Origin of the sequence: Nocardioides psychrotolerans, assembly GCF_943371775.1 — a bacterium.
Lineage (GTDB): Bacteria > Actinomycetota > Actinomycetes > Propionibacteriales > Nocardioidaceae > Nocardioides > Nocardioides psychrotolerans_A.
Genome location: NZ_CALRWD010000019.1, coordinates 17,849 through 43,859, shown reverse-complemented (window position 1 = coordinate 43,859; position 26,011 = coordinate 17,849). Strand labels below are relative to the sequence as shown.

The 26,011-nt window shown below is 71.3% G+C and carries 24 protein-coding genes and 2 tRNA genes; 9 read left to right on the top strand and 17 right to left on the bottom strand.

Annotated features, from left to right (window positions below; all coding sequences use genetic code 11):
* Nucleotides 1–14: 14 nt before the first annotated feature.
* From AAG827_RS07845 to AAG827_RS07835, 3 genes are all read right to left on the bottom strand, one after another.
* Nucleotides 15–88, bottom strand: a tRNA-Ile gene (locus tag AAG827_RS07845).
* Nucleotides 89–244: 156 nt separating this feature from the next.
* On the bottom strand, nt 245–433 hold the full coding sequence (locus AAG827_RS07840; RefSeq protein WP_341925341.1) for a hypothetical protein: 189 nt from the start codon (nt 431–433) through the stop codon (nt 245–247).
* The gene (locus AAG827_RS07835) at nt 430–1,980 is read right to left on the bottom strand and encodes an LCP family protein (protein WP_341925340.1); all 1,551 of its coding nucleotides are present in this window, start codon (nt 1,978–1,980) and stop codon (nt 430–432) included. Before AAG827_RS07835 ends, AAG827_RS07840 begins: the two co-directional genes overlap by 4 nt.
* A gap of 131 nt (nt 1,981–2,111) precedes the next feature.
* Between AAG827_RS07835 and AAG827_RS07830 the strand changes: the two genes are divergently transcribed.
* Nucleotides 2,112–2,861, top strand: coding sequence for a PIG-L deacetylase family protein (locus AAG827_RS07830; protein ID WP_341925339.1), 750 nt, complete (start codon nt 2,112–2,114; stop codon nt 2,859–2,861).
* Between the two features lie 117 nt (nt 2,862–2,978).
* Nucleotides 2,979–3,242, top strand: coding sequence for a metal-sensitive transcriptional regulator (locus AAG827_RS07825; protein ID WP_341925338.1), 264 nt, complete (start codon nt 2,979–2,981; stop codon nt 3,240–3,242).
* An 11-nt stretch (nt 3,243–3,253) separates the two neighbouring features.
* Here AAG827_RS07825 and AAG827_RS07820 read toward each other — a convergent pair whose 3' ends face one another.
* The 13 genes from AAG827_RS07820 to AAG827_RS07760 all read right to left on the bottom strand — a co-directional run bounded on the left by AAG827_RS07820 (nt 3,254) and on the right by AAG827_RS07760 (nt 19,246).
* The gene (locus AAG827_RS07820) at nt 3,254–7,192 is read right to left on the bottom strand and encodes a lamin tail domain-containing protein (protein WP_341925337.1); all 3,939 of its coding nucleotides are present in this window, start codon (nt 7,190–7,192) and stop codon (nt 3,254–3,256) included.
* A 201-nt stretch (nt 7,193–7,393) separates the two neighbouring features.
* Nucleotides 7,394–7,466, bottom strand: a tRNA-Asn gene (locus tag AAG827_RS07815).
* A 79-nt stretch (nt 7,467–7,545) separates the two neighbouring features.
* Nucleotides 7,546–8,052 (bottom strand): hypothetical protein, encoded by a 507-nt coding sequence (locus AAG827_RS07810; protein WP_341925336.1) that lies wholly within the window; start codon nt 8,050–8,052, stop codon nt 7,546–7,548.
* Entirely contained in the window at nt 8,049–9,947 is a 1,899-nt protein-coding gene (gene dnaG / locus AAG827_RS07805; protein ID WP_341925335.1) for a DNA primase, read from the bottom strand. Before dnaG ends, AAG827_RS07810 begins: the two co-directional genes overlap by 4 nt.
* A 20-nt stretch (nt 9,948–9,967) precedes the next feature.
* Nucleotides 9,968–10,882 (bottom strand): 2-hydroxyacid dehydrogenase, encoded by a 915-nt coding sequence (locus AAG827_RS07800; RefSeq protein WP_341925334.1) that lies wholly within the window; start codon nt 10,880–10,882, stop codon nt 9,968–9,970.
* On the bottom strand, nt 10,879–12,132 hold the full coding sequence (locus AAG827_RS07795) for a deoxyguanosinetriphosphate triphosphohydrolase (protein ID WP_341925333.1): 1,254 nt from the start codon (nt 12,130–12,132) through the stop codon (nt 10,879–10,881). The genes AAG827_RS07800 and AAG827_RS07795 overlap by 4 nt, the downstream gene beginning before the upstream one ends.
* Before the next feature lie 32 nt (nt 12,133–12,164).
* Nucleotides 12,165–13,394, bottom strand: a complete 1,230-nt coding sequence (locus tag AAG827_RS07790; RefSeq protein WP_341925332.1) for a sugar phosphate nucleotidyltransferase — start codon at nt 13,392–13,394, stop codon at nt 12,165–12,167.
* Nucleotides 13,395–13,440: 46 nt separating this feature from the next.
* Entirely contained in the window at nt 13,441–14,322 is an 882-nt protein-coding gene (locus tag AAG827_RS07785) for a mucin-2 protein (protein ID WP_341925330.1), read from the bottom strand.
* Nucleotides 14,323–14,476: 154 nt separating this feature from the next.
* The gene (gene dusB / locus AAG827_RS07780; RefSeq protein WP_341925328.1) at nt 14,477–15,625 is read right to left on the bottom strand and encodes a tRNA dihydrouridine synthase DusB; all 1,149 of its coding nucleotides are present in this window, start codon (nt 15,623–15,625) and stop codon (nt 14,477–14,479) included.
* A 66-nt stretch (nt 15,626–15,691) separates the two neighbouring features.
* The gene (locus AAG827_RS07775; protein WP_341925326.1) at nt 15,692–16,684 is read right to left on the bottom strand and encodes a hypothetical protein; all 993 of its coding nucleotides are present in this window, start codon (nt 16,682–16,684) and stop codon (nt 15,692–15,694) included.
* A 27-nt stretch (nt 16,685–16,711) separates the two neighbouring features.
* Nucleotides 16,712–17,419: a hypothetical protein gene (locus tag AAG827_RS07770; protein ID WP_341925325.1), complete on the bottom strand. Its 708-nt coding sequence runs from the start codon at nt 17,417–17,419 to the stop codon at nt 16,712–16,714.
* Nucleotides 17,420–17,478: 59 nt separating this feature from the next.
* Entirely contained in the window at nt 17,479–18,876 is a 1,398-nt protein-coding gene (locus AAG827_RS07765; protein WP_341925323.1) for a glycine--tRNA ligase, read from the bottom strand.
* Between the two features lie 49 nt (nt 18,877–18,925).
* The gene (locus AAG827_RS07760) at nt 18,926–19,246 is read right to left on the bottom strand and encodes an antibiotic biosynthesis monooxygenase family protein (RefSeq protein ID WP_341925322.1); all 321 of its coding nucleotides are present in this window, start codon (nt 19,244–19,246) and stop codon (nt 18,926–18,928) included.
* A gap of 63 nt (nt 19,247–19,309) precedes the next feature.
* Here AAG827_RS07760 and AAG827_RS07755 point away from each other — a divergent pair, with 63 nt between their 5' ends.
* Genes AAG827_RS07755 through AAG827_RS07740 form a run of 4 tightly spaced genes read left to right on the top strand, consistent with a single transcriptional unit; the run spans nt 19,310 to nt 22,491 of the window.
* Entirely contained in the window at nt 19,310–20,293 is a 984-nt protein-coding gene (locus tag AAG827_RS07755) for a zinc ABC transporter substrate-binding protein (protein WP_341925321.1), read from the top strand.
* Entirely contained in the window at nt 20,290–21,084 is a 795-nt protein-coding gene (locus AAG827_RS07750; protein WP_341925320.1) for an ABC transporter ATP-binding protein, read from the top strand. Before AAG827_RS07755 ends, AAG827_RS07750 begins: the two co-directional genes overlap by 4 nt.
* Nucleotides 21,084–22,097, top strand: a complete 1,014-nt coding sequence (locus AAG827_RS07745) for a metal ABC transporter permease (protein ID WP_341925318.1) — start codon at nt 21,084–21,086, stop codon at nt 22,095–22,097. Before AAG827_RS07750 ends, AAG827_RS07745 begins: the two co-directional genes overlap by 1 nt.
* Complete coding sequence (locus AAG827_RS07740) at nt 22,084–22,491, top strand: Fur family transcriptional regulator (RefSeq protein WP_341925317.1); 408 nt, start codon at nt 22,084–22,086, stop codon at nt 22,489–22,491. The genes AAG827_RS07745 and AAG827_RS07740 overlap by 14 nt, the downstream gene beginning before the upstream one ends.
* Before the next feature lie 7 nt (nt 22,492–22,498).
* Here AAG827_RS07740 and AAG827_RS07735 read toward each other — a convergent pair whose 3' ends face one another.
* Nucleotides 22,499–24,109, bottom strand: coding sequence for an ATP-binding protein (locus tag AAG827_RS07735; protein ID WP_341925316.1), 1,611 nt, complete (start codon nt 24,107–24,109; stop codon nt 22,499–22,501).
* A gap of 143 nt (nt 24,110–24,252) precedes the next feature.
* Here AAG827_RS07735 and AAG827_RS07730 point away from each other — a divergent pair, with 143 nt between their 5' ends.
* From AAG827_RS07730 to AAG827_RS07720, 3 genes are read left to right on the top strand one after another with little or no spacing between them, the layout of a single operon-like run.
* The gene (locus AAG827_RS07730) at nt 24,253–24,402 is read left to right on the top strand and encodes a hypothetical protein (RefSeq protein ID WP_341925315.1); all 150 of its coding nucleotides are present in this window, start codon (nt 24,253–24,255) and stop codon (nt 24,400–24,402) included.
* A gap of 59 nt (nt 24,403–24,461) precedes the next feature.
* A complete protein-coding gene (locus AAG827_RS07725) occupies nt 24,462–24,965 on the top strand; it encodes a sigma-70 family RNA polymerase sigma factor (RefSeq protein WP_341925314.1) in 504 nt (167 codons plus the stop codon).
* Nucleotides 24,962–26,008 (top strand): hypothetical protein, encoded by a 1,047-nt coding sequence (locus AAG827_RS07720; RefSeq protein WP_341925312.1) that lies wholly within the window; start codon nt 24,962–24,964, stop codon nt 26,006–26,008. The genes AAG827_RS07725 and AAG827_RS07720 overlap by 4 nt, the downstream gene beginning before the upstream one ends.
* Nucleotides 26,009–26,011: the final 3 nt, after the last annotated feature.

Sequence of the window (26,011 nt, the reverse complement as noted above, 5' to 3'; positions counted from 1 at the left end):
GTCGCGCTCGGGAGTAGGGCGGGTGGGGCTCGAACCCACGACCCAAGGATTATGAGTCCTCTGCTCTGACCGACTGAGCTACCGCCCCTCGTCCCGGCGCCGTGACACCGCTCGGGACGACGACGACCCTAGCGGTCGGCGTCGTGGGGCTCGGACCAGGATCCGAGCGACCGGTGCCGGCCGAGGCGGGGCGGGGCGTAGCCGCCCCAGAGGAGGACACGGAGCAGGAAGGTCATGGTGCGCCTCAGCGGTTCACGAGGAGGAGGACGAGGACCAGGAGGGCACTCAGGGCCAGGGAGACGAGCAACGAGCCCGCACAACCGAGCCGGTTGCTGAAGAAGAAGAACATGCGGACCTCGATCGTCGGGAGCTGTGATCTCCCGGTGCCCACGCCGAGCAGCCCCACCGGTCCCGTGGCCGTGAGCCCACTCACTCGGAAGCGGTGACGGTCTCCCCGGTCGGTGCGTAGGCACAGGCGTCGGTGGTCTCCTCGACGCCGTTGGAGGGCTTGGGGGCGCCGGGCTCGCGCTTCTTGGGCTGGATCGCCTTCTCGACGACCGAGCGCACGTAGTCGTAGTCGGGGTCGCCGGAGAAGAACTGCTCGGAGGCCTTGAAGACCACCGAGCGCACCTTGGCACCCTTGACGTCGAGCGCGAGCTCGACGAAGGCGGGCGCGAGGTCGAGCGGGATGTCGGTGGTGACGATGTCCTTGCCGGCCTCGGCGAGGTCGAGGTAGCGACGCAGCAGGTTGGTGGGGTTGGCGGCCTCGACGAGCGCGTCGACCATGCACCGCTGGCGGTCCATCCGGGCATAGTCGTCGGAACCGTAGCGACCGCGCGCGAACCACAGGGCGTGATAGCCGTCGAGGTGCTGGGAAGGCCCGGGCTCGAGGTAGCCGACGGGCGGGATGCCCGCGTCGGTGTTGCCCTCGATGGCCACCGGCTCGTTGATGTTGACCGTCACACCGCCCATGGCGTCGACGATCTCGCGGAAGCCGGCGAGGTTGACCAGCAGGTAGTAGTCGACCGGGATGCCGAGGCTTCCCTCCACGGCCTGCTTGATCGCGTCGGCACCCTCGTTGTCGCTCTTGCCCAGGACTCCCGGGTGCCGCTCGGGGATCTGGCCGTAGATCGCGTTGAGCATGTAGAAACCCGGGTCCTCGGTGCCGCCCGAGCCGTAGCCCTCGGGGTAGAGGTCGTGCAGCGGGCTGTCCTCGGGGAACTCGGCGTACATCATGTTGCGCGGCAGGCTGAACATGACCGTCTTGCCGGTCGTGGTGTTCATGCTGACCAGGATCACCGTGTCGGTGCGCACCCCGGTGCGACCCTCGCCCCCGTCACCGCCGAGCAGCAGGACGTTGACCCGGTCGAGCCCGCCCCACGGGTCCTCCTTGGTCACGCCCTTCGGCGTGGTGGCGCTGACGTTGTCCTGGAAGACGGTCTCGACCAGGTCGGCCTGGGCGACGGCGTAGCGGGAGGCGTAGGTCGCCGGCACGACCGCGGTCAGGCACAGGATCCCGACGACCAGGTTGCCGGCGACGGTGTGCGCTCGCGGCCGCACCCGGGGACGCACGAGCCGGTAGGACGTGAACACCACGAACGACCAGATCGCCACGCCCACCCCGAAGAGCACGGCGGCGATCTTGAGCCGGGTGGGGTCGAGTGCGAAGTCGATGGCGGTGCGCAGGTCGCGACCGAAGTACCACGCCACCCCGCCGAGCAGGGCGAGCCAGGCCACCAGGACGAGCGCGCCCAGCGCCCGGCGTCCGGCGTAGAGGTAGCCCGAGCCGGGCAGGACGGCGCCGAGCAGCGTCATGCCGAGCGTGCCGGGCAGGCCGCGCACGCGACGTCGGTCGCTGCGCAGCGCCCGCGAGCCGCCGCTGGGAGGAGAGCCGACGGGTCGGCGCAGCGTGAACGAGCGGGCCGGTCGCTGCGCGCGACGGACCCCGCGGCGCGCTGCGTCGTCAGCCTGGTCAGACATGCGACCCCGTCGAGGAGAGTGATGTGGAGGCCCGGTCCCGAGTGGAGCCGCCCAAAAATAGCATCGGGTGGGCGAGATCCGTGTCACGTCATCCCTGGCCCTCCCCCATGTCGGGGGGCATGCTCGAGGGCATGGACACCCCCACGCCCCTCCAGACGCTCGACGAGACCTGGTCCCGCATGCTGTGCGTCGTCGCCCATCCCGACGACCTCGAGTTCGGCAGCGCCGCCGCGGTGGCCCGCTGGACCGGCCAGGGCAAGACCGTCGGCTACTGCATGGTGACCAGCGGCGAGGCCGGCATCGACGCCCTGGCCCCCGACGAGTGCCGCCCGGTCCGCGAGGCCGAGCAGGTCGAGTCCGCCCGCATCGTGGGGGTGCCCGAGGTGACCTTCCTGGGCTTCCCCGACGGGATCCTCGAGTACGGCGTGGGGTTGCGGCGCGCGATCGCCCTCGAGGTGCGTCGCTTCCGTCCCGATATCGTCGTGACCGGCAACTTCCGCGACACCTTCGGAGGGCGCAACCTCAACCAGGCCGACCACATCGCCGTCGGTCGGGCCGTGCTGGACGCGGTGCGCGACGCCGGCAACCGGTGGGTCTTCGCCGAGCAGCTCGTCGACGGCCTCGAGCCGTGGGGTGGGGTGCGCGAGGTGTGGGCGGCCGGCTCCCCCGACGCGACGCACGGGGTCGACACCACCGACACCTTCGACCTCGGCGTCGCCTCGCTCGAGGCCCACGGCGCCTACATCGCCGGGCTCGGCTGGGAGCACTTCGACGGCCGCGAGTTCCTCGAGGGCTTCGCCCGCCAGGCCGGCCAGCGCCTCGGCGTCGCCCTCGCCGCATCCTTCGAGGTCTTCCCCATGGGCTGGGCCGGCGACGAGTAGCGCGACGCTTCGGTGCTGCGGAGTCGGATCGAATTTGCCAGGCACCCGGCGCGCAGTCGCCCGGTGATGGTCTAATCACAGGAAATCACTGCCGAGCAGCCCCAGGACGGACACACGATGGACCTCGAGCCCGATGACATCAAGGCGATCATCCTGCGGATGAAGCGCGCCCACGGCCACCTGGCCAGCGTGATCCGGATGATGGAGGAGGGCTCCTCCTGCGAGACCGTGCTCACCCAGCTGGCCGCCGTCAACAAGGCGCTGAGCCGCAGCGGCTACGCGATCGTCGCCACCGGCCTGCAGCAGTGCCTGGAGGCCGGCGACGGCCTCGACGGGGTCGACATCAAGAAGATGGAGAAGCTCTTCCTGGCTCTCGCCTGAGCGCCCGCCTCCTAGTTCCTCCTGCTCCTGATCTTGTAGACGAGCCGGTCGGTCGCCTCGTTGCCGGCCACGTCGAGCGCCGTGGCCGTGACGACCACGCGCTTGCCGTAGGCGGTCATGTCCACCTGGCGCCTCAGGGTGCACGAGCCCACGCCCGAGAGCCGGTCGAAGGCCTGGCACCTGGCCCTCGGCACGGCGCCCTGCCGGTAGGTCACGCCGTCACGCACACCCTTGACCGCGACCCGGGGCGCTGTGCCGTCGATGTCGACGTTGCTGATCCGCACGGTGGCGGCTCCGCCGTCGCTGGCAGTGATCACGCGGGTCACCGACTGGTCGGCTCCGTCCGCGTCGAAGGTCACCGGAGCCGGGCAGGTGCCCGTGATCGGTGCGCTGCCCGGGGTGCAGGCGAACGTCACCGTCACACGACCGGTCCACCAGCCCGAAGCAGGACGAGGCGACGAGAGCTCCGCCGTGATCGTCGGGTCCGAGATGACCACGTCGGCGCTTCCGCTCGAGCCGGTGAAGTCGCTGTCGCCGACGTAGGTCGCCGTCACCTCCGTCGTGCCGGCGGGCAGGGCCTGGTCGAGGGTGGCGACTCCGCCGTCCAGCGTGGCGCTGCCGATCCCGGTCCCGTTCGCCGTGAACGTGACCGTGCCGGTCGGTGTGCCGGCGCCGGGAGCGACCGGTGCGACCGTCGCGCGCTGCGCGGTGGCGCCGGTCGTCAGCGAGGTGGTGGTGGCCGCCCTCGTCACCGTGATGGTCCGGACGGCCGAGCCGGGCTCGTAGGACGCGTTGCCCTGCTGGGCCGCGTTGACGGTGCAGGTGCCCGGATCGCTGAACGTCACGGTCGTGCCGGTCACGGTGCAGGCGCCGCTTGCGGCGAGGGTGACGGGGTTGCCCGACGCCCCGCCCTGCGTCGTGACGGTCCAGGTCTGGCCGACGACCGGGGTGACGGGCGGCTGCGAGGTGAAGGTCACCACCTGCGGCTGTGCAGGTGGGGTCGGCACGGTGCAGCTGATCGTGCCGCGGCGCAGGGAGTGTCCGTCGGTGTCACCGTCGTCGGACCAGAGCACCTCCTTCGTGCCTCCGACGCAGCGCGACTGCGGTGCGATGGCGAGGCCTTCGTTGTTGAGGTTGGGCATCCCCACGGGCCGGTCGTAGGCGCTGTCGACGACGAAGGCTCCCGTGCCGTCGATCTTCAGCAACGAGGTCCGGCCGTCATGGGTGTCGTCGGTCACGGCCCACACCCGCTGCCGCTCGGGATCGAAACCGACGTCGGCGAGGTGCTCGAAGCCGCTGTCGATCGTGGCGATCTTGTGCGAGGTGGTGCCGTCGGAGTCGAGGGCGAAGGCGATCAGGTCGCCGGTGTCCTCGATGGCCACGAAGTAGAGCCCGGTGCCGTGCTGCGGGTAGGTCGCCGGGCTGTACAGCGCGCCCGTGCTCTGGTCCTTGAAGCCGTTGGACGTCAGGAAGCTGTCGGGCACGAAGGCGACTCCCTCGAGTCCGAGGTTGGCTCCGGCTGCTGGGATCTGGCTGGTGAGGTTCCACTCGTTGGTCGCGGCGAAGGTGGGTCCGGCAGCCGACGGGTCGTAGCGCAGGATCGACATCCGGCTCACACCGCTGGCGGCGTTGTTGCGCTCGGAGGCGAGGTAGACGAAGCCGTCGGGGCCGATGGTGATGCCCTCGGTGTCCGGGGCACCGGTGCCGCCGACGTACGTCGGGTTCTTCGGCCAGCCGCTGGCCGGGACGAAGCTGTCGCCGTCGCGGGTCAGCTTGAAGAGGGTGCCGAGCTTGTTCTGCGCCGCCCACAGGACGTCCGGGTCGGCCGGGTCGAAGACCAGACCGGACAGGTCCTGCACGAAGGTTCCGGCCAGGTCGGCGGTGGTGACCGTCTGGGCACCGGGCCACGGTGCCGTCTCCAGGCCCGGGCAGGAGTTCGTCGATCCCTTGGTCGGCACCCGGGAGTCCTTGAAGTCGCCCAGGCCGTCCTTGCAGCGGGCGTAGGACTGGGTGGCGGTCGTGGCCCAGCCGTGTTGCTCGATCAGGGTCGTGCCGTCGGGGCCGAACAGGCGGACCCTGTCGGCGGCGTCGAGAGCGAACCCGAGGACGCTCTCGTCGAGGACCAGGTAGCCCTTGGCGGCGATGCTGGTCGTCGCCGGGATCGTGTAGGCGTGCGCGTCGTCGTCGTCCTTGACGACGTAGCCCGAGACGTCGACCGAGGTGGCTGAGATGTTCGCCAGCTCCACCCAGTCGCCCGGCGTCCCGTCGGCGCTCTCCACCTCGTTGATGCGGATCGGGCTGCACGCGTTGGGCAGGCCGCGGGTGGAGGCGGTCGTGTCGCGGAAGTCACCCGTCCCGTCCGGGCACCTGCCTCGGGTCGTGGTGGCGTGGACCGTCCACGAGGTGGTGTCCACCTGGGTGGCACCGTCGGCCAGGAGGAGCGTGACGCTGTCGGCGCCGCCGAGGCCGAAGCCCGGGCTCTGGGAGATCTCGGTGTAGATGGCGTAGTGGCCACCGGCGGGGATGCTCGTCCCGGCCGGGATGACGACCGGGGTCGCCGCGTGGGACGGGTCGTTGTCGAGGATGCGCCAGCCGGACACGCTCACGGGGACGGCGGACCGGTTCTTGAGCTCCACCCAGTCGGCGACCTGGTCACCGTTGGACTCGACCTCGTTGATGACCACGTCCGGCGGGCCGGACGGGGCGCCCGTGCAGCCGTTGGCCGCGCCGAGGGTGTCGGTCACGACGCCGAAGTCACCGGTGCCGTCGGGGCAGCGGCCCCAGTTGGTGGCGTGCGTGTTCGCCGGGTAGGTGGTGGAGTCGAGCAGGCTGGCCTGGTTGGGCGGGTAGAGCCGGACCGAGTCACCCTTGCCCAGGCCGAAGGACGGGTTGACGTCGAGGACGACGTAGCCGTGCGCTGCCAGGCTGGTGCCGGCCGGGACGGCGAAGACGTGCGTGTCGTCGTTGTCCTTCAGCACGTAGCCGGAGATGTCGACGCTGGTCTCGCCGATGTTGGTCAGCTCGACCAGGTCGGCCGGGTCGGACTGGACCTCGTTGCTCTTGATGTTCTCCGCGCCGGCGGGGGGCGCACACACGTTGGCGGCACCCTTCGTGGCCGTGGCGGTGACCTCGAAGTCACCGCTGCCGCTCGGGCAGCGGCCGTAGCTCTTGCCGGCCGCCGGGTGGGCCGGGTAGGTGTAGGAGTCCAGGGGCGTGCTCAGGTCGCTGTCGCTGAAGAGACGCACCGCGTCGCCGTTGCCCAGGCCGAACGCGAACGTGACTCCCTCACCACTGAGGGCCAGGAGCTCACCTGCGGCGATCGAGCTGCCGAGCGGGAAGGTGTAGGAGTTGTTGTCGCCGTTGTCCTTCAGCACCCACCCGGAGAGGTCGACCGCACCGGCACCGGTGTTGACCAGCTCGACGAAGTCCGGGTTGTTCGACGTGCGCTCGTTGATCCGCACGGCGCTGTCGGGGGTCGCACAGGCGTTGGCGGTCCCGGGTGAGGCCGTCACGACGACGAAGTCGGTGCTGCCCGGGCACCGGCTGTAGCTCTTGCCGGCCGCCGGGTGGGCCGGGTAGGTGTAGGAGTCCAGCGGCGTGCTCAGGTGGCTGTCGCTGAAGAGGCGCACCGCGTCGCCGTTGCCCAGGCCGAACGCGAACGTCACGCCCTCACCGCTGAGGGCCAGGAGCCCGCCGGCAGCGATCGAGCTGCCCGCGGGGAACGTGTAGGAGTTGTTCTCCGTGCTGTCCTTCAGCACCCACCCGGACAGGTCGACCGCCCCCGCCCCGGTGTTGACCAGCTCGACGAAGTCGGGGTTGTTGGAGGAGAACTCGCTGATCCTCACGTCGCCGTCAGCCGCGTTCGCGGGGGCGGCCACGGAGATCAGGCCCGCGAGGGAGAGCGAGATCGAGGTGAGCAGGGCAAGCAGACGAGGCCGGGATCTGGGCACGCGAGACACTTCTTTTCGTCGATGCGCTGCCGAGCCAACGCGCGAAGGGGGCGCAGGAAGCCTCGTGGAGGACGGCGAACCCGGGATGAATGCCCCGGGATGGGTCGCTGAACGTTGGGCCGCCGACGGCCGTCCCCGGTCCCACGCACATGCAGAAGGGCCTCTGACCCGCGTTTCCGCAGGTCAGAGGCCCTTCTCGTGCTCCCCCGGTTGGACTCGAACCAACAACCCTCCGATTAACAGTCGAATGCTCTGCCAGTTGAGCTACAGGGGATCGGGCTGACCATCTCTGGACAGCGATAGAACATTAGCAAGGCCGGGGCCGGTGTCGAAATCGGGCTCCGCCACAGCGCTCAGCCGGGCTCGACCTCGCTCTGGGCGGCCGCCAGCGCCGCCTCGGCCGACGCCTGCACGGACGGGTCCTCGGGGTCGATCCCCTCGTCGTACTCGAAGAACCAGGAGAGGTCGGTGCGGCCGTGCGGTGCCCGTCGGGCGATGACGCGCACGCCGCGTCGGCCGGTCACGGCCACGTGACGCTGGAGGACGATGCTGGCCGTCACCCGCTCGCGGACCAGCTCGAGGAGTCGACCGGGCTCCGCGATCGTGATCTGGTGCTCGGGTCGCGTGAGTCCCCACGAGCCCACCTCGCGGACGGTCAGGGTGGAGGTGTCGAGGTCCCAGTCGGCGGCCTCGACCTCCTCCCACGGGATCCGGGCACCGTCGGCGGCCGGGACGTAGAGCGCGTCGCGGGTGCCCCCCACGACCTCACCGGTGGCGTCGGTGGCCCACGCCAGGACCTGCTCCCCGGGACGCACCTGGAGATCGGGTCGCTCTCGACGCCAGCGCAGGGCCGGCCTCACGGGGACCCCGTCATGCGGTCTCGCAGCGTGCGGCGGTGCTGCTCCAGGGCGGCGAGCTCACCGAACATCTTGTTGTAGTCGGCCGGGTGCTCGACCGGGTTGGTGCGCTGCAGTCGCGACTTGACCTCGGCGATGCGGCGCTGGGCCGTGAGCTCGAGGAGCTTGAAGACGTAGAGGCCGACGTAGGCGGCATCGGGCTCGCGCATCAGGGGCTCGACGCCGAGCGCGCTGATGGCCGAGGAGACCGCCGGGTCGGTGGCCGCGTCGCGCAGCCGCGTCGACCAGCCCGGGTCGGACGAGCCTGCAGCCAGGCCGCCCGCTGCCTCGACGAGCTCCCAGACGCCGCGGTAGGTCGGGTGGGTGAAGTCGTTGGGCCCGATGTCGGTGGTCGTGCGTCCGATGGCCATCGGATGCTGGATGACGAGCTTGAGGGTCTCGCGCTCGATGGTGAAGCGCGGGTCGCGGAGGTCGGGCACGGCGGCACGGGGGGCCGCAGCCGGAGTCTCGGTCGGCGGTGCCTGCTCGGGGCGGCGTGATCCGTTGCTCCGGTCGTCCTGGCGCGCTGGCCGGTTGGCCGCACGGCGTACCTCCGCGCGGGCCTCCTCCATGTCGATGCCGATCATCCCGGCGATCTCCCGGGCGAACGCGTCGACCTTCGACTTGTCGCGGATGCTGGAGACGAGCTTGGCGCTCTCGCGCAGCGCGTCGACCCGACCGTCGGCGCGGTCGAGGTCGTACTTGCCGACCACGTTGGTCAGCACGAACCGGTAGAGCGGCACGCGGCGGGCGACGAGCTCGCGCACAGCGGCGTCGCCCTTCTTGATGCGCACGTCGCACGGGTCGAGGCCGTCGGGCTCGACGGCGACGTAGGTCTGGGAGACGAAGTTCTGGTCGCCGGCGAAGGTCTTGAGCGCGGCGTTCTGCCCCGCCTGGTCGCCGTCGAAGGTGAAGATGACCTCGCCGCGGAACTCCTCGTGGTCGTGCAGGAAGCGGCGGAGGACCCGTGTGTGCTCTTCGCCGAACGCCGTGCCGCAGGAGGCCACCGCGGTGCCGACGCCGGCGAGGTGGCAGGCCATGACGTCGGTGTAGCCCTCGACCACGACGGCCTGGGACGACCGGGCGATCTCGCGGCGGGCGAGGTCGATGCCGTAGAGGACCTGGCTCTTCTTGTAGAGCGGGGTCTCGGGGGTGTTGAGGTATTTGGCGTCGATCTTGTCGTCGTCGAAGATCCGTCGGGCGCCGAAGCCGATGGTGTCGCCGGTCGCGTCGCGGATCGGCCACAGCAGCCGACCGCGGAAGCGGTCGTAGGCGGACCGGCCGATCGCGACCAGTCCCACCGAGACCATCTCGTCCTGGCTGAAGCCCTTGCCCCGCAGGTGGGACAGGATCGCCTCGCCGTCGCGCGGCGCGAACCCCATGCCGAAGCGCTCGGCGGCTGCCTGGTCGAAGCCGCGCTCCTGGAGGAACTGGCGCCCGGCCGCGGAGTCGGGGGTCAGCAGCTGCTCGGCGTAGAACGCCTGGGCCACCTTGTTGGCCTCGATGAGCCGCGCGCGCGGCGGACCCTTGGGCCGCTCCTCGCGCACGTCGCCGTCCTCGCGGCGCAGCTGGACGCCGACCTTGTCGGCCAACCGCTCGACGGACTCGGAGAAGGTGAGGCCGTCGATCTTCATCAGGAAGGTGATGACGTCGCCGCCTTCCTGGCAGCCGAAACAGTGGAAGAATCCCCGGCTCGGCGTGACGTGGAACGACGGCGACTTCTCGTCGTGGAAGGGACACAACCCCTTCATCGAGCCGCCGCCGGCGTTGCGGAGCGTGACGTAGGACGACACGATGTCGTCGATGCGAGCCTTCTCGCGCACTTCAGCGATGTCGTCCTCGCGGATCCGGCCTGCCACGGGTCGATCCTACGGCGAGGTCATCGGTCGGCGGACAGGACGTTCCACAGGGGCTCCCCCGCGGCGTAGCGGTGCAGCTGGTCGCGGACCAGCCGATGGGCCCGGGGCCACATGGCGCTGCTCGCACCACCGACGTGCGGCGACACGAGCAGGCCGGGGGCGTCCCAGAGCGGGCTGTCGGCCGGCAGAGGCTCGGGGTCGACGACGTCGACGGCTGCGGTGATGCGCCCGGAGTGGAGGGCTGCCACGAGGTCGTCGGTGACGACGACCGCGCCGCGGGCCATGTTGACCAGGAGCGCGCCGTCCTTCATCGCGGCGAGGAACGCGGCGTCGACGAGCCTGCGCGTGCTCTCGGTGAGCGGCACGATCAGGATCACCACGTCGGCGTCGGGCAGCAGGGAGGGCAGGTCCGCGATGGCCCGCACGTCGCCCCGGGCGGTGCGCGCCACCTTGGTGACCGTGACCTCGAAGGGCAGCAGCCGTGCCTCGATCGCCTGCCCGATCGCGCCGTGGCCGACCAGCAGCACGTGCCGGTCGGCGAGCGCCGGTCGCCACTCCGGCGCCCACGCGTGACGGTCCTGCGCGCGCACGAAGTCGGGCACGCCGCGCAGCGACGCGAGGAGCAGCGTGAGGGTGAGCTCGGCCGTGGACGCGTCGTGGATGCCGCGGCCGCTGCACAGTCGGACCCCCTCGGGCAGGTGCGGGCGGACGTTGTCGACGCCGGCGGTGAGCGTCTGCACGACCTCCAACGAGGTCATCCGCGGCAGCACCGCGGCGACCGAGGGGTCCAGGCGGTAGGGCGGGACGTAGAACGACACCTCCCCCACCGAGGCGGGGACCTCGCGGGTCGGATCGACCACCTCGTAGCGCAGCCCTTCCGGAGGATCGCCCAGGTCGGCGGGGTCGAAGGGCAGCCAGACCAGTGGCGCGCTCACGAACGCCTCCTGCGCAGGCGGGTGTGCCAGGCGACGGCGCTGGCGTCGGTCAGGGAGGCGACCTGGTCGACGACCACGCGCAACCGGGCCGCATCGTCGGCGGCGGCCTCGAAGTCATCGACGAAGGGCCGCTCCAGCTCGTGCGGCGCGCGGTGGACGAGGATGGCGACGAGCTCCATCATCAGCTCCCGCTCACGGGCCATCGCCGCCAACCGGTCCTCGGCCTGCATGACGTAGTGGGCCGCGATGCCCTTGAGCACGGCCATCTCGAGCAGCGTGCGCTGCGGCACCACGAGGGCCCCCTCATAGCGGACGAACGGGCCCGCCCCAGCGGCGAAGGTGGCGTGCTGCGCCGCGCCGCAGAAGCGACCGATCAGGTCGCTCGTGAGGTTCTTGAGGGCGGCCAGGCTGCGCCTGCTCCCGTCGTAGGGCGTCGTCGGCCAGCTGCCCTGCGTGCGCAGGCCGGCCAGCACGTCGTCCAGCTCGTCGTCGCGGGCGTCGGGGAGGTACCAGTCGCGGACCGTCGCCCACACGGCCGGCAGGTCCATCGCGGTCAGGTCGATGCGTCCGGCGACCGTGCCGTCCTCGACGTCGTGGACGGAGTAGGCGACGTCGTCGGCGAGGTCCATGATCTGCGCCTCGAGGCACTGCCGGACTCCGCCTGCGTCCATGGCTGCACCTCTGCGCAGCCACGTGAAGACGGCGTCGTCGTCGGCGTAGACGCCGAACTTGAGGGGATCGGGACCGCCACCGCGGTGCCAGGGGTACTTGGTGCAGGCGTCGAGGGTGGCGCGGGTCAGGTTGAGCCCGACCGAACGACCGTCGGCGTCGAAGGTCTTGGACTCCAGGCGGCTCAGGATGCGCAACGTCTGCGCGTTGCCCTCGAAACCGCCACAGGCGTCGCTGAGGTCGGCGAGCACCCGCTCACCGTTGTGGCCGAACGGCGGGTGGCCGAGGTCGTGGGCGAGCGCCGCGGTCTCGGCGATGTCGGGCAGGCTGCCGAGTGCACGCGAGAGGTCGCGCGCGACCTGGGCCACCTCGAGGCTGTGGGTGAGCCGGTTGCGCGTGAAGTCGTCGCTCTGCGGGCCGACCACCTGGGTCTTGGCGGCCAGGCGTCGCGACGCGGCCGCGTGGACCACTCGGGCGCGGTCGCGCTCGAACGGTGTGCGCACCGGGGCGTCCACCCGCTTGGGCGGCTCGTCCACGACGCGCTCGCGCGCCGTGGCGTCGTAGAGGTCGAGGGGATCCATCGGCGCGAGCCTAGACCGACGCGCCCCCGGGCTCAGGCGGTGGTGCCGGGCTCGAGGCGGCTGCCGGCCTGCAGCACCGCCCCCTCGCCGACGGTCGAGCCCCGGCCGACCAGGGTGACGACGTCGGAGTCCTCCGTGCCGTCGACTCCCGACTCGCCCACGCGGGCGTCGGGGCCGACCTCGCAGTCGCTGTCCACGATGCTCCAGTGCACCTCTGCGCCGGCCCGCACGACGGTGCGCGCGAAGACGACGCTGTCGTGCACCTCGGCCCCGGCCTCGACGACGACGTCGGGCCCCAGCACGCTGCGGCGTACGACGCCGGCGACGGTGGAGCCGTTGCTCAGGAGGCTGTCGACGACGTCAGCGCCCTCGAGCAACCGGGCCGGTGCCCGGGCCGGCTGACGGGTGAGGACCGGCCAGTCCGCACGCCCGAGCACGTCGTGGTCGTCGACCAGGAAGTCCTGGTGTGCCCGCAGGTAGAGGTGAGGCTGCCCGAGGTCGCGCCAGTAGCCGTCGAGCGGGTGGGCGATGGTGCGGCCGCGCCCGACGAGGCGCGGGAGCAGGTGGTCGCCGAAGTCCTCCAGCCCGGTGTCCCCCGCCTCGCTGTCGGCCGAGAGCTCGCGGTGCAGCTCCTCGAGGACCTCGACCAGCACGACGGGGTCGTAGGCGAAGACCTCGGTGGCGATGGTGCCGGTCTCCGGCTCCTCGGGCTTGTAGGCGAACCCGGTCACCCGCCCGCCGTCGCCGACCTCGACGACCGCGTGGTCGCCCGCCTCGCTGACCGGCACCTCGGTCGTGACGATCGTGCACTCGGCGCCACCCTCGAGGTGCGCGTCCACCACGTCGTTGTAGTCGAGGTGGTAGACGTGGTCGGCGCTCATGACCAGCAGGACGTCGGGCGCGAAGCCCGCGACCTGGTCACGGATGCGGAACAGCTCGTCGGCGTTGCCGCGGGCGAAGCCCTCCTCGTCGAGGCTGCCGGTGCCCTCCTCGGGCATCAGCAGGCGCAGCCCGCCCCGCGTGCGGTCGAGGTCCCACGGTCGACCGTTGGCCACCTGCTCCTCGAGCGTCGAGCCCTGGAACTGCACGGACAGCCACACGTCGCTGATGCCGCTGTGGGTCAGGTTGGACAGCGGGAGGTCGACCAGCTGGAACACCCCGGCGAACGGGAGCGCGGGCTTGGCCCGCTCCCGGGTCAGGACGTCCATCCGGCCACCGGCGCCGCCGGCCTGGATGATGGCGAGCACGCGTGGCCGAGGCATGCCGCAGTGTGGCACGGACCGCCTCGCGGCAGACCGCGCCGGGGTGTCAGTAGGTCGTGACGTGCACGTGGTCGTAGTGGTTGGCCGTGGTGGAGCCACGGTCCTCCATGCCACGCCAACCCTCGCCGGCACGCTCGACGGACCAGATCTGCTGGGAGTAGATCAGGTAGCTGACGCCGAGGGCCTCGTAGTTCTCGCGGACGAACTCGGCGACTTCCCAGCCCCGGTCGCCGGACACCATGATGTCGACGGCCAGACCCTGGCTGTGCTCACCGTCGCTGCGGAAGGTGCCGTAGGTGGTGATCTCGGGGAAGTTGGCGCAGACCGCCGCGTGGACGGCCACGATGTTGGGGCTGACGCCGCTGGGCACGGAGGTGCCGTTGGTGCAGGCGCCGCCGAGGGTGGCGGGCTCCTCGGCCGAGAGGTAGCCGGTGGTGACCCAGCGCGACGTGCCGTCGACGACGATCTCGTCGCGACCGTAGAGCTCGCGACCCGTCACCAGGACCTTCTCGCCGGCCTCGATCTCCCCCACCTGGCGCGCCTTCTTGCCCGGCTCGTCCCAAAGGTTGAGGGTCGTGGTCGTCCACAGGCGGCGGTCGGCGTTCTTGATCGCCTTGCGCGTGGACTCCTGCGACATCACCATCTCCGACTTGGACAGGAGGCTGGTGAGCTCGCCGCGGGAGGCGCCGCGGCTGACCGTGCGGCTGCGACGGTCGGCGTCCAGGGCCAGGTCTGCCGACTCCGAGGCGCTCGGCGCGCTCGAGGGGGCGGCTGCGGCGGCCGGCAGGTCGCTGCTCGCGGGCTCGCTGGTGAGGACTCCCAGGGTCACTGCGGAGGCGGTCGCCAGGAAGGCGAGGGGGCCGGCGATGACGACGGCACGGGGCTTGCGGCGGGCATTGGTGTCCCGCTTGTGGCGATGATCTGCCACAGCGCTGATCCTTTGCTGTTGAGGACAAGACGGGTGCCCGCCGCAGGGTGAGCGGCAGGCACGAAGATCGAGTGAAGCACAGTCCCGGGGGCCTGTCCTCATCCCGGACAAGGATTTACGGGGTGTTCCCAGTCACCCGGCGCTCACCCGGGAGTCATCCGCCGGTGGTCTCGGAGGCATCCTCACGGACGTGCGAGCCGGCTCCGTCGGCGTCGTCGAGCCACCCCTCGGGCAGCACCACACGGTCGCGGGGCGACCCCTGGCGACCGCGCGGAGAGCCGAGCTCGGCGACCGGGAACGCCTCGTCCGGGTCGAGCTCGACCAGGAGCGCTTCGAGGCTGGCGAGCGTCTCGACGAGCGCCAGCGAGCGGCGCATGTGACCACCCGCGGCGAAGCCCTTGAGGTACCACGAGACGTGCTTGCGGAACTCCTTGCACCCCCGCTCCTCCCCCATGTGCTGGCACAGGAGCTCGGCGTGCCGACGCATCATCGCGGAGACCTCGCCGAGCGTCGGCAGGGTCGCCACCTGCTCGCCGGCGAAGGCGGCGGCGAGGTCGCGGAAGAGCCAGGGCCGACCCAGGCACCCACGGCCGACGACCACCCCGGCGACACCGGTCTGCTCGACCATGCGCAGCGCGTCGGCGGCCTCCCAGATGTCGCCGTTGCCGAGGACCGGGATGTCGACGTGCTCGACGAGGGCGCCGATCGCGTCCCAGTCGGCCTGGCCGGAGTAGGCCTGCGCGACCGTGCGCCCGTGCAGCGCGATCGCCGCGACCCCGGTCTCCTGGGCGATCCGGCCGGCGTCGAGGTAGGTCAGGTGGTCGTCGTCGATGCCCTTGCGGGTCTTCATGGTGACCGGGACGTCGTAGGGGGTCGCGGCGGCGACCGCGGCCTCGAGGATCTGGCCGAGCAGCCCCCGCTTCCACGGCAGGGCCCCTCCCCCGCCCTTGCGGGTGACCTTGGGGACGGGGCAGCCGAAGTTGAGGTCGATGTGGGCCACGCCGAACTCGCCGCAGAGGATCTCGGCGGCCTTCCCGACGTAGACCGGGTCGGTGCCGTAGAGCTGGACCGAGCGGGTGGTCTCGAGCTCGTCGAAGACCAGCATGTCGAGGGTGTGCTCGTCGCGCTCGACGAGACCGCGCGAGGTGATCATCTCGCAGACGTAGAGGCCGGCGCCCTGCTCGGCGCACAGACGCCGGTAGGCGGCGTTGGTGATCCCGGCCATCGGCGCCAGCACCACCGGGGTGTCGACGGTCACGGACCCGAGGGTCAGGGACGAGGGGAGGACGGGCGCTGCGGGCATGGCGTCATTCTCGCCGCCGACCCGGCGACCCTCCAAAACTCCCCGGCCCCACCTCGGGCGCCGACCTCAGTCGCCGAAGTAGTGGGGCTGGAAGGAGACGGTGATCGGGCGCGCCCCGGCGGAGAAGGGGGTGGCGCGCTTGCATGGCCCGGTCACCTTGCAGCGGACCAGCGCCCGCCCCTGGGCGGTCTTCACTCCCAGCACGACGGCGGTGTCGCTCTCCCACAGCAACGGGAAGCCCGACCGGTGCTGGATCGTGAGGCTGCGCACGAGGAAGCCGCCGACCATGTCGCGCACCTGGACGCTCTTGCCGTTGGGGCTCAGCCCGACCACGTAGGAGCCGTCGGGCGAGACCGCGCGCGGCTGGAACGACGCCACCCACTCCGGCGCGTCGGGCAGGCCGAGCGTCGTGGGGCCGACCCCGGTCCCGGCCTCGTCGGGCAGGAAGAGGATGTTCTTGCGGATGTCGGCGGCCGGAGCCCGGTCGACCGAGATCGCCGACTTGGGCGAGCCGATCAGCCAGTCCCAGGTCTTGGTGCCGACCACGACGGCACGGTCGCCGGTGAAGGCGAGCAGCGTGGCGTAGCCCGGGAAGGACGTCGAGGCCACCCGTCGACCCGCGAGGTCGAAGACCACGGCCGAGGAGACGGCACTGCGGTCGGTGTAGAGCTGGAACACGCGCTTGCCGTTGACACCGAGGCGCCACGAGTAGGCCGACAGGTCGCCGGTGCGCCAGAAGGACGTCTTGGCGCCGTTCTTGACCTTGAAGAGGCGGGCGGAGCCACCGAAGCGGTCGAGCACGACCCAGCCCTGGGGGCTGGGGCCCAACAGCGAGAGCGAGCCCGCGTGGGAGGCCGGGAAGGGCAGCACCTGGTTGCTGCCCGACGGCAGGTGCAGGGTGCGACCCTCGAGGTAGGCCACAGCCGGCCGGGGCCCGGTCGGGAGGCTGCCCGCGTCGACGCTCTCGCGGGCAGCAGCGGTCGCTGTCGATGCGGCGACCAGCGTGAGCCCGACGGCGAGGCTGGAGACCACCGCGAGCGTTCGTCGTACGAGATCCATGCGGTGGTCCTCCTGGGAAGGCGCCGGTCAGCCGGCGCGCGTGCCGCCCTTGGTCGAGCGCTCGCCAGTCTTGCCCTCGCCGGCGCCCTTGTCACCCTTCGGCTTGTCCTTCCGGGGCGCGGTGACCTTGCCGGTCCAGGTGATCGGGTTGAACTCCTGCGTCGGGCGGAAGCTGACGGCCTCGAGCGTCGTGCCCTCAGGCGCGAGGTAGACCAGGCAGGTCGACATCGTCTTGCCGGCACCGAAGACCTTCGGGAACGGCTTGCTCGGGCAGGGCTTGAAGGTGCCCTTGAACGTCGACGACTCGACCAGGGTGTCGGCGGAGTCGACGATGTAGAGCGGCACCGGACGCCCGCCGAGGTCGGTCTCGCCATTGTTGGTGACCGTCGCCTGGACGAAGTAGGGCGTCATCGCCTTGGTCGCGGCGTCCAGCTTCCAGCCCGCGAAGGACTTCGCGAACGTGGTCTTGTCGATGCGGTCCACGGTGATCCCGAGCACGCCGAGGATGTCCTGGCGCGGCTCGTAGGCCACGACGGCCTCGTCACCGATGCCGAGCTCCGTGCCCTGGGCGGTGAGCTCGACACCCTCCGGCACCGGGAGGTACGGCGTCTCGGTGGCCGAGGCCGAGCCCGGGGCCGCGGAGGTCTCGCTCGGGGACGGAGCCGCGTCGGGCTCCGGCTCCGCGTCGCCCGAGCACCCCGTGAAGGCGACGGTCGACAGGGCAAGGACACTCACGAAGACGCCTGCACGGCGCCGCACCCGGTTCACCCCGACATTGTGCACCGGGCGCCGGACTAGCAACCGAGGAATCGCTCCGCGAAGAAGGACGTGATGCGATCGAGACCGATGCGCTCCTGCTCCATGGAGTCGCGGTGACGCACGGTCACCGCCTGGTCGTCGATCGTGTCGAAGTCGACGGTGACGCAGTAGGGCGTCCCGATCTCGTCCTGGCGGCGGTAGCGCTTGCCGATCGCGCCGGCGTCGTCGAAGTCGACGTTCCAGTGCTTGCGCAGCTCGGTCGCCAGGTCGCGCGCCTTGGGCGACAGGTCGGCGTTGCGGCTCAGCGGCAGCACCGCGACCTTGACCGGCGCCAGGCGCGGGTCGAGGCGCAGCACGGTGCGGGTGTCGACACCGCCCTTGGTGTTGGGCGCCTCGTCGACGTCGAAGGCGTCGATGAGGAAGGCCATGAGGGAGCGCGTGAGACCGGCTGCGGGCTCGATGACGTAGGGCACGTAGCGCTCGCCGCTGGCCTGGTCGAAGTAGGACAGGTCCTTGCCGGAGAACGTGCTGTGCTGCGTCAGGTCGTAGTCGGTGCGGTTGGCGATGCCCTCGAGCTCCTCGAAGCCGCGCTGGGAGAAGCCGAAGCGGTACTCGATGTCGACGGTGCGCTTGGCGTAGTGGCTGAGCTTCTCGGCCGGGTGCTCGAAGTGGCGCAGGTTGTCGGGGTCGATGCCGAGGTCGACGTACCAGGCGGTGCGCTGGTCGATCCAGTACTGGTGGATCTCCTCGTCCTCACCGGGCTTGACGAAGTACTCCATCTCCATCTGCTCGAACTCGCGGGTGCGGAAGATGAAGTTGCCAGGGGTGATCTCGTTGCGGAACGACTTGCCCATCTGGGCGATGCCGAACGGCGGCTTCTGCCGGCTGGTCGTGACCACGTTGGCGAAGTTGAGGAAGATGCCCTGCGCGGTCTCGGGGCGCAGGTAGTGCAGGCCCGACTCGTCCTCGATGACGCCGAGGTAGGTCTTGAGCATCATGTTGAACGGGCGGGGCTCGGTCCAGGCGCCGCGGGTGCCGCAGTTGGGGCAGGCCAGCTCCTTGATGTCGACCGTGTCGGGGTCCTCGATGCCCTTCTTGGAGGCGTAGTCCTCCTGCATGTGGTCGGCGCGGTAGCGCTTGTGGCACGACTGGCACTCGGTCAGCGGGTCGCTGAAGGTGCCGATGTGGCCGGAGGCCTCCCAGGTGCGGGTCGGCAGGATGACGCTGGAGTCGAGACCCACGACGTCCTGGCGGGCGGTCACCATCGACTTCCACCACTGACGCTTGATGTTCTCCTTCAGCTCCACGCCGAGCGGGCCGTAGTCCCAGGCGGACTTGGTGCCGCCGTAGATCTCGCCGCACGGGTAGACGAACCCGCGACGCTTGCAGAGGGAGACGACCTGGTCGAGTGCGGTTGCCGGCTTGGATGCCACGTTGGGGAGCTCCTGCTTCTCGGCCGGCTGGCTGCCGGTCCTGGAGCGGTCAGCCTAACGATCGCGTGGACTCGACGTTGAGCACGGTCCCCGGCTCCACGATCTCGTAGGCGCTGGGCTCCTCCACCGCTCGACTGAGGAGCGGCACGGCGCCCATCTTGACGTCGTAGGACGACAGCGCGCGGCGGTAGGCACCGACGTTCTCCCAGGTGGTGGTGAGCACCCAGAGCGTCGGGTCGTCGAGGTTGCGACCGACCTGGCTGCCCAGGTGGCCCGGGCGCGTCGCCAGGACCTGCCGGGCCGTCTCGAGGTCCACCCGGAAGACGTCGCAGTCGCTCTCGGGCACACGGAACCTGTTGACCACCAGCATGGGGCCCAGGCTAGCCCTGGAACTGAGTTGACAACGATTCTCATTCCCTTGAGAATGATTCTCATGAAGCTTCGACGTCGCCCGCACCTCCGCACCCCCGCGCTCCTGCTCACCGCAGCACTGGCCCTGAGCGGTTGCGGGGCCCTGTCCGAGGGCGGCGCCGACACCGGCGACGGCGTCCAGGTCGTCACCGCGTTCTATCCCCTGCAGTACGTCGCCGGCCGGGTCGCGGGCGACCTCGCGGACGTCACCAACCTGACCCAGCCCGGCGGCGAGCCGCACGACCTCGACATCGACCCGCGCGCCACCGGCCAGATCGTGGATGCCGACGTGGTCGTCCACGAGACCGGCTTCCAGCCGGCCGTCGACTCCTCCGTCGAGGCCAACGCCACCGGCGAGGTCGTCGACGCCGCCGAGGTCGTCGACCTGCGCTCGCTGGAGGACGAGGACACCGACGAGCACGGGGACGAGCACGGGGACGACCACGGGGACGAGGAGCACACCGCCGACGACGGTCACGGCCACAGCGACCTGGACCCCCACTTCTGGCAGGACCCGCTGCGCATGGCCGACCTCGGCGACGCCGTCGCCGAGAGCCTGTCCGCGGTCGACCCGGACAACGCCGAGACCTACACCGCCAACGCCGACGACCTGCGCGCCGACCTCGAGGCTCTCGACGCGAGCTACAGCGAGACGCTGTCCGGCTGCGAGCGCCAGACGGTCGTGGTGAGCCATGACGCCTTCGGCTACCTGACCAAGTACGGTCTCGTCATGGAGCCGATCGCAGGACTCTCCCCCGATGCGGAGCCCACGCCGGCCGACCTGGCCCGGCTCCAGGACCTGATCACCAGCGACGGCATCACCACGGTCTTCGCCGAGCGCCTCGGCACCACCAAGATCGCCGACTCCCTGGCCTCCGACGTCGGGGTCGCGACCGCCGTCCTCGACCCGATCGAGGGCCTGAGCGACGAGACGGCCGACCAGGACTACCTCTCCCTCATGGAGTCCAACCTCGCCGAGCTCGCGGAGGCCAACGGGTGCTCGTGACTCCTGTCGCACTCACGGGCGGGGCGGTCGCGATCGGCGGCCGCCCGGTCCTGCGTGGCATCGACCTCCGTGTCGAGACCGGCGAGTTCGTGGCCCTGATGGGCGCCAACGGCTCCGGCAAGACCACCCTGATCCGGGCCCTGACCGGGCTGCGTCCCCTGACCGCCGGATCGTTGGAGCTCTACGGCACACCCTTCGAGCGCTTCCACGACTGGCAGCGCATCGGCTACGTGCCGCAGCGCACCGGCGCCACCTCGGGCGTGCCGGCCTCGGTGTGGGAGGTCGTCGCCTCGGGGCGTCTGACACACCGCCGCCTCCTGCGTCCACTCTCACGCGTGGATCGCACGGCCATCAGGGACGCCCTCGAGGTCGTCGGTCTCGCCGACCGCGCGCGTGACGGCATCTCGCACCTCTCCGGAGGCCAGCAGCAGCGGGTCCTGATCGCCCGCGCGCTGGCCGGTGAGCCCGAGCTGCTGTTCCTCGACGAGCCCACGGCCGGCGTCGACCTGCCCAACCAGCTGGCCCTCACCTCCGCCCTCGGCGAGCTGAAGTCGCGCGGCGCCACGATCGTCCTGGTCGCCCACGAGCTCGGCCCGCTCGCCGACCTGGTGGCCCGCGCCGTGGTCATGCGCGACGGTCGCATCGCCTACGACGGCGCACCCCTGGCCGACCACCAGGTCCACGACCCCCGCTTCGGCGAGACCCACGCCCACCACCACTGCGCCGACGACCGGAGCCGGTCGCGTCACGACCACGTCCCCCACGTCGCCAGCCCGCTGGAGGGACGCTGATGCTCGACCTGTTCTCCTACGAGTTCATGCAACGGGCCCTGCTGGCTGCGTTGTTCACCGGCATGGCCGCGCCCGCGGTCGGCACCTACATCGTCCAGCGCCGCCTCGCCCTCCTGGGCGACGGCATCGGTCACGTGGCGGTCACCGGCGTGGCCCTCGGGCTCCTCACCGGGATCGCCCCGACCTGGACCGCCGTCGTCGTCGCGATCCTCGGGGCGATCCTCATCGAGGTCATCCGTGAGCGCGGCCATACCAACGGCGACGTCGCCCTGGCCCTGCTCTTCTACGGCGGCCTCGCCGGGGGCGTGCTGCTGACCGGGCTTGCCGGACAGAGCGCGGCCAACCTCCAGGAATACCTCTTCGGGTCCATCACCACGATCTCCGTCGCCGACGTCTACCTCACGATGGCCTTCGCGGCCGTGGTCATCCTCGTCGGCGTCGGCCTGGCCCCCCAGCTCTTCGCCGTCTCCCAGGACCAGGACTTCGCGCGGGTCGCCGGTCTGCAGGTGCGCACCTACAACCTGCTCGTGGCCGTCCTCGCCGCCGTGAGCGTCACGATCGCCATGCGCACCGTCGGGCTGCTGCTCGTCTCGGCGCTCATGGTCGTGCCCGTGGCCACCGCCCAGCAGCTGACCAGGTCGTTCCGCGCGACGCTCTTCGCGGCGATGGCGCTCGGCGCGTTCGCGTCGGTGGGTGGTCTCTCGCTCTCGGCGCTCGCCCCTGCCGGCACCCGGGTGGCGCCAGGGTCCACGATCGTGCTGCTCGCACTGCTCGGCTTCGTGATCACCTGGCCGCTCGGCGCGTGGCTGCGGCACCGACAGCTGCTGCGCACACCCTTCCCGGCGCTGCCTCCGGACGCCGGGACGCCGACCGATTCCCACGAGGTCGGGGAGCACCCCCACGACCACGGCCCGGACTGCGGCCACGTGGCCGTCCCGCACGGCGACCACGTCGACTACGTCCACGGCGGCCACCGGCACGCACCGCACGGGGAGCACTATGACGAGCACTGACGCCGACGGCACGCCCATCCTGCGCCCCACGCGGCAGCGGATCGCCGTCGCCCAGGCGATGGCGTCCTTCCACGACTTCCGCTCCGCCCAGGAGATCCACGAGCTGCTGGGCCGGCGCGGCGAGCGGGTCGGGCTGGCCACGGTCTACCGCAGCCTCCAGCGGATGGTGGAGGGCGGCGAGGTCGACCTGCTGCGCACCGAGGACGGCGAGGCGATCTACCGACGCTGCTCGGACACGCACCACCACCATCTGGTCTGCCGCTCCTGCGGGGCGACCGTCGAGGTCGAGGGCCCGGCCGTGGAGCGCTGGACCCGGGCGATGGCCGACGAGCACGGCTTCGCCGACGTCAGCCACACGCTGGAGATCTTCGGGACCTGCCCGGCCTGCCGCTGAGCGCGACTCACCCCTCGTCGGCGGGACGTGCCCCGGCGCCCACGGGCAGCCGGACCCGGAAGATGCTCCCCCGCCCTGGCTCGCTCTCGACCTCGATGCGGCCTCCGTGGCCCTCGACGATGCTGCGGGTGATGTTGAGCCCGAGGCCGACGCCCTGGATCTCGCGCTCCGAGGCGTGCCGCGCCCGGAAGAAGCGGGTGAACAACCGGTCCCGGTCGGCGGCGTCGATCCCCACGCCGGTGTCGCTGACGGAGATCTCGACCCGGGTGCCGTCCATCCCCACCCGCACGGCGATGTCACCTCCGGAAGGGGTGTACTTCACCGCGTTGGAGACCAGGTTGTCGACGACCTGGGCGATGCGCTGCGGGTCGACGCGGACGACGAGCGACGCCGGCGCGTCGACGCTGAGCGACACCCCGTGGGCGCGGGCCGCCGGCTCGGCCGCCTGCACCGCGTCGCGGACGACCTCGGCGATGTTGGTGTCGGAGCGCTCGACGTGGAGCCCGTCCTCGTCGAACTGGGCGGTGTGCAGCAGGTCGTCGACGAGCCGCTGGAGACGCTCGGTGTTGCGGCTGATCACCGAGAGGTGCGCCCTCGTCTGGTCGGGCAGGTCCTCCTGGTCGAGCAGGAGCAGTGCGTAGCCGTGGATCGAGGTCAGCGGGGTGCGCAGCTCGTGGGAGACCGACGCGACGAACTGGTCCTTGACCTGCAGCGCGCGCATGAAGTCGGTGACGTCCTTGTAGGCGAGCGCCGCACCCGCGAACTCGTCGTTCTCGTCCCACACCACGCGCGCCGAGACCGACAGGGCCCTGCGCGTCATCTCGTCGTCACCCACCCAGATGCGCTGGTCGTCGAACTCCTCGCCCTGAGCGGCACGGAAGGTCGGCATGTCCTCCCGCGCGACCAGCGTCATCCCGTCGGCCCCGTAGACCAGACCCAGCTGGCCGGCCAGACCGCGGTGGCCGGCCGGGTAGGCAAGCTCGATGAAGTCGAGGTGGCGACGGTTCATCGCCTGGTAGACGCCGCGGGCGTCGATCAGGACCAGCCCGACGTCGACGCTGTCGACGATCGCGGCCGAGACCCGGCGCTGGTGCTCCAGCCGGTTGACCGCGGACGCCATCGCGAGAGAGACCACCGCCGCGACCGCCAGGGTGAGCAGGGTCCGCGACAGGTTGGGCCCGTCGTTGCCGAAGTAGAGGAAGCCGGGCACCGCTTGGAGCAGCACCCCGGACACGACGGTCACCGCCACGCCACGGCGGCCGTGGTAGCGGCCGAGGTAGATGGCCGGGAGCACCAGCAGGATCCCCGAGGCGCCACCCTGGGCGTCGAGGCGGGTCAGCCCCATCACGGCGATGTCCACGACGGCGACCACGATCGGGGCGGCGGGTGGCAGCTTCTCCCAGCGGGTCACGAACGTCGCGAGCGTGACGACGGCCAGCATCCCGGCGCCCACCTGGGGCCACCGCCCGCTGGAGGCGTCGCCGGCGAAGCGCAGACCCAGGTCGAGCGCGAAGAGGATCGTCAGGAGCGACTGGGCGATCCGGGGGCTGGCAAAGGAGTCCGCTGTGGACGTCGCGGTCAGGTCCCCGTGGACGACCGTGCTCTCCCGACGCGACATCGACCTGCCCCTCCACTGCACGAGGCCCCAGGGTCGCAGAACGGAGGCACATTTTCACGCGGACCGTGATCTCGGCCGATGTCCCGCGACCGGCGTAGGCTCGGGGGCAGTGCCGCCAGGAGGTGCCACCAGGAGGTGTGAGCGTGACCCAGGGACCCGATCGCTTCTCGATGCTGCCCGAGCCGACCCGGCTCGAGGACACCGTCACCTCCCAGGACGTCGTCGACCATCCTGCGGAGGACACCGACGCCGTCCGCGAGGCTGCCTGGCTGCTGCGCGCCAGCGCCGGCTGATCGAGGAGTCGCTCAACCTTCCGCCCCGGCCCGGCGTAGGTAGGGGCATGGAGACCGTCGTGACCCCACGCTCTCGCGGGCGGAGTGCCGCGGCCGACGAGGCCGTCTTCGACGCGCTCTTCCTCGGGCACGCCGCGCGTCTGACCCGGTTGGCGCACCTGTTGGGGGCGCGGGACGCGGAGGACGTCGTGCAGGAGGCCTTCGTCAAGCTGTACGCCGCGTGGTCGCGCGTCGCGGGCGAGGACGCGATCCCCTACCTCAACCGGATCGTGGTCAACGAGGTGCGCTCGCGGGCCAGGCGCCAGCAGACCGCCGACCGCAAGCGGCACCTCGTGACCGTCGCGACCGACGAGCCCGGCCCCGACGGGTCCCGGCGAGCCGTCGTCGACGAGCTGGCCCGACTGCCACGGCGCCAGCGGGAGGCGCTGGTGCTGCGCTACTGGCTGGACCTGCCGCACGAGCAGGTCGCCGAGATCATGGGTGTCCGTCCCGGCACCGTGAAGTCCCAGGTGTCCCGGGGGCTCGCCGCACTGGCGACGGCCCTCGGTGAGGAGGAGTCATGAGCCGCATCGAGGATCGCCTGACCGAGGCGCTGGGCCACGAGGCCGAGGCCCTCGACGTGGACGCGCGACGGCTTCTCGCCGCGACCCGCGAGCGACTCCCGGCGCGTCGCGCGCACCGCCGTACGCCGGTGGTCCTCACGGCGGGTGCCGCAGCCCTCGTGGTGGCCGTCGCCGGCGTGGGGCTCGGCATCGACCGGCTCGGCGGGGACGACCGCGTGGCATCGGACCGGCCGGTCGACACCGTCTTCACCTGTCCCGAGCAGCAGGCCGTCGACCTGTCCGGCGCGCAGGACGAGTTCGTCCCCGACCTCCGGGACCGGACACCGGCCCAGGTGGCGAAGGAGAACCGCGCACCGCGGTGGCGCTTCGACGAGGACGGCGACACCGCCCGCCTCTACCTCGGCAACGCCGACGGGACGCTGGGCAGCATCTCCACCTACACCCGGCGTGACGACACCTGGGTGCTGTCGCAGTCCACCGTGTGCGGCAACGGCTCCCCCGCGACACCGACGTCGGACGGCCTGCGTCTCGGGGTCCGCGACACCGAGCCACACCCACCGCAGAACGCCCTGGCGACGGGCGACCGGGGACTCACCCCGATCCTCGTCGACGACCGCTCGGTCTACGACTACTCCGGACTCGTGACCCGCCACCGCTCGCTCTACGTCGCCCCGTGCGGCACCCGCTTCTGCTGGAGCAGCGGCCAGCCGGGCTCGGCGATCACCACGCAGAGCCCCACCGGTTCCCGCGACGCGCGGGGCGGCCTGCGCGACCTCAGCGGCATCTTCTTCCTGGCCGACGACATGGTCGGGCGTGACCAGCCCTTCGTGTTCCTGGCGATCCCCGACCAACCCGGTGCGACGGCCTTCGAGGTGACGGCCGGCTCGGAGGTCTACAGCGGCGCCCGGCTCACCGACCCGAGCTGGGGCGGGCGAGCCGTGTGGGTGGCGCTCGCGCCCTACGACGGCAGCAGCGTGAGGGCCGAGCTGCGGGGGGTCGACGCGGTCATCGTGGGGCAGGACGTCGATGTCACGGACGACTGAGCG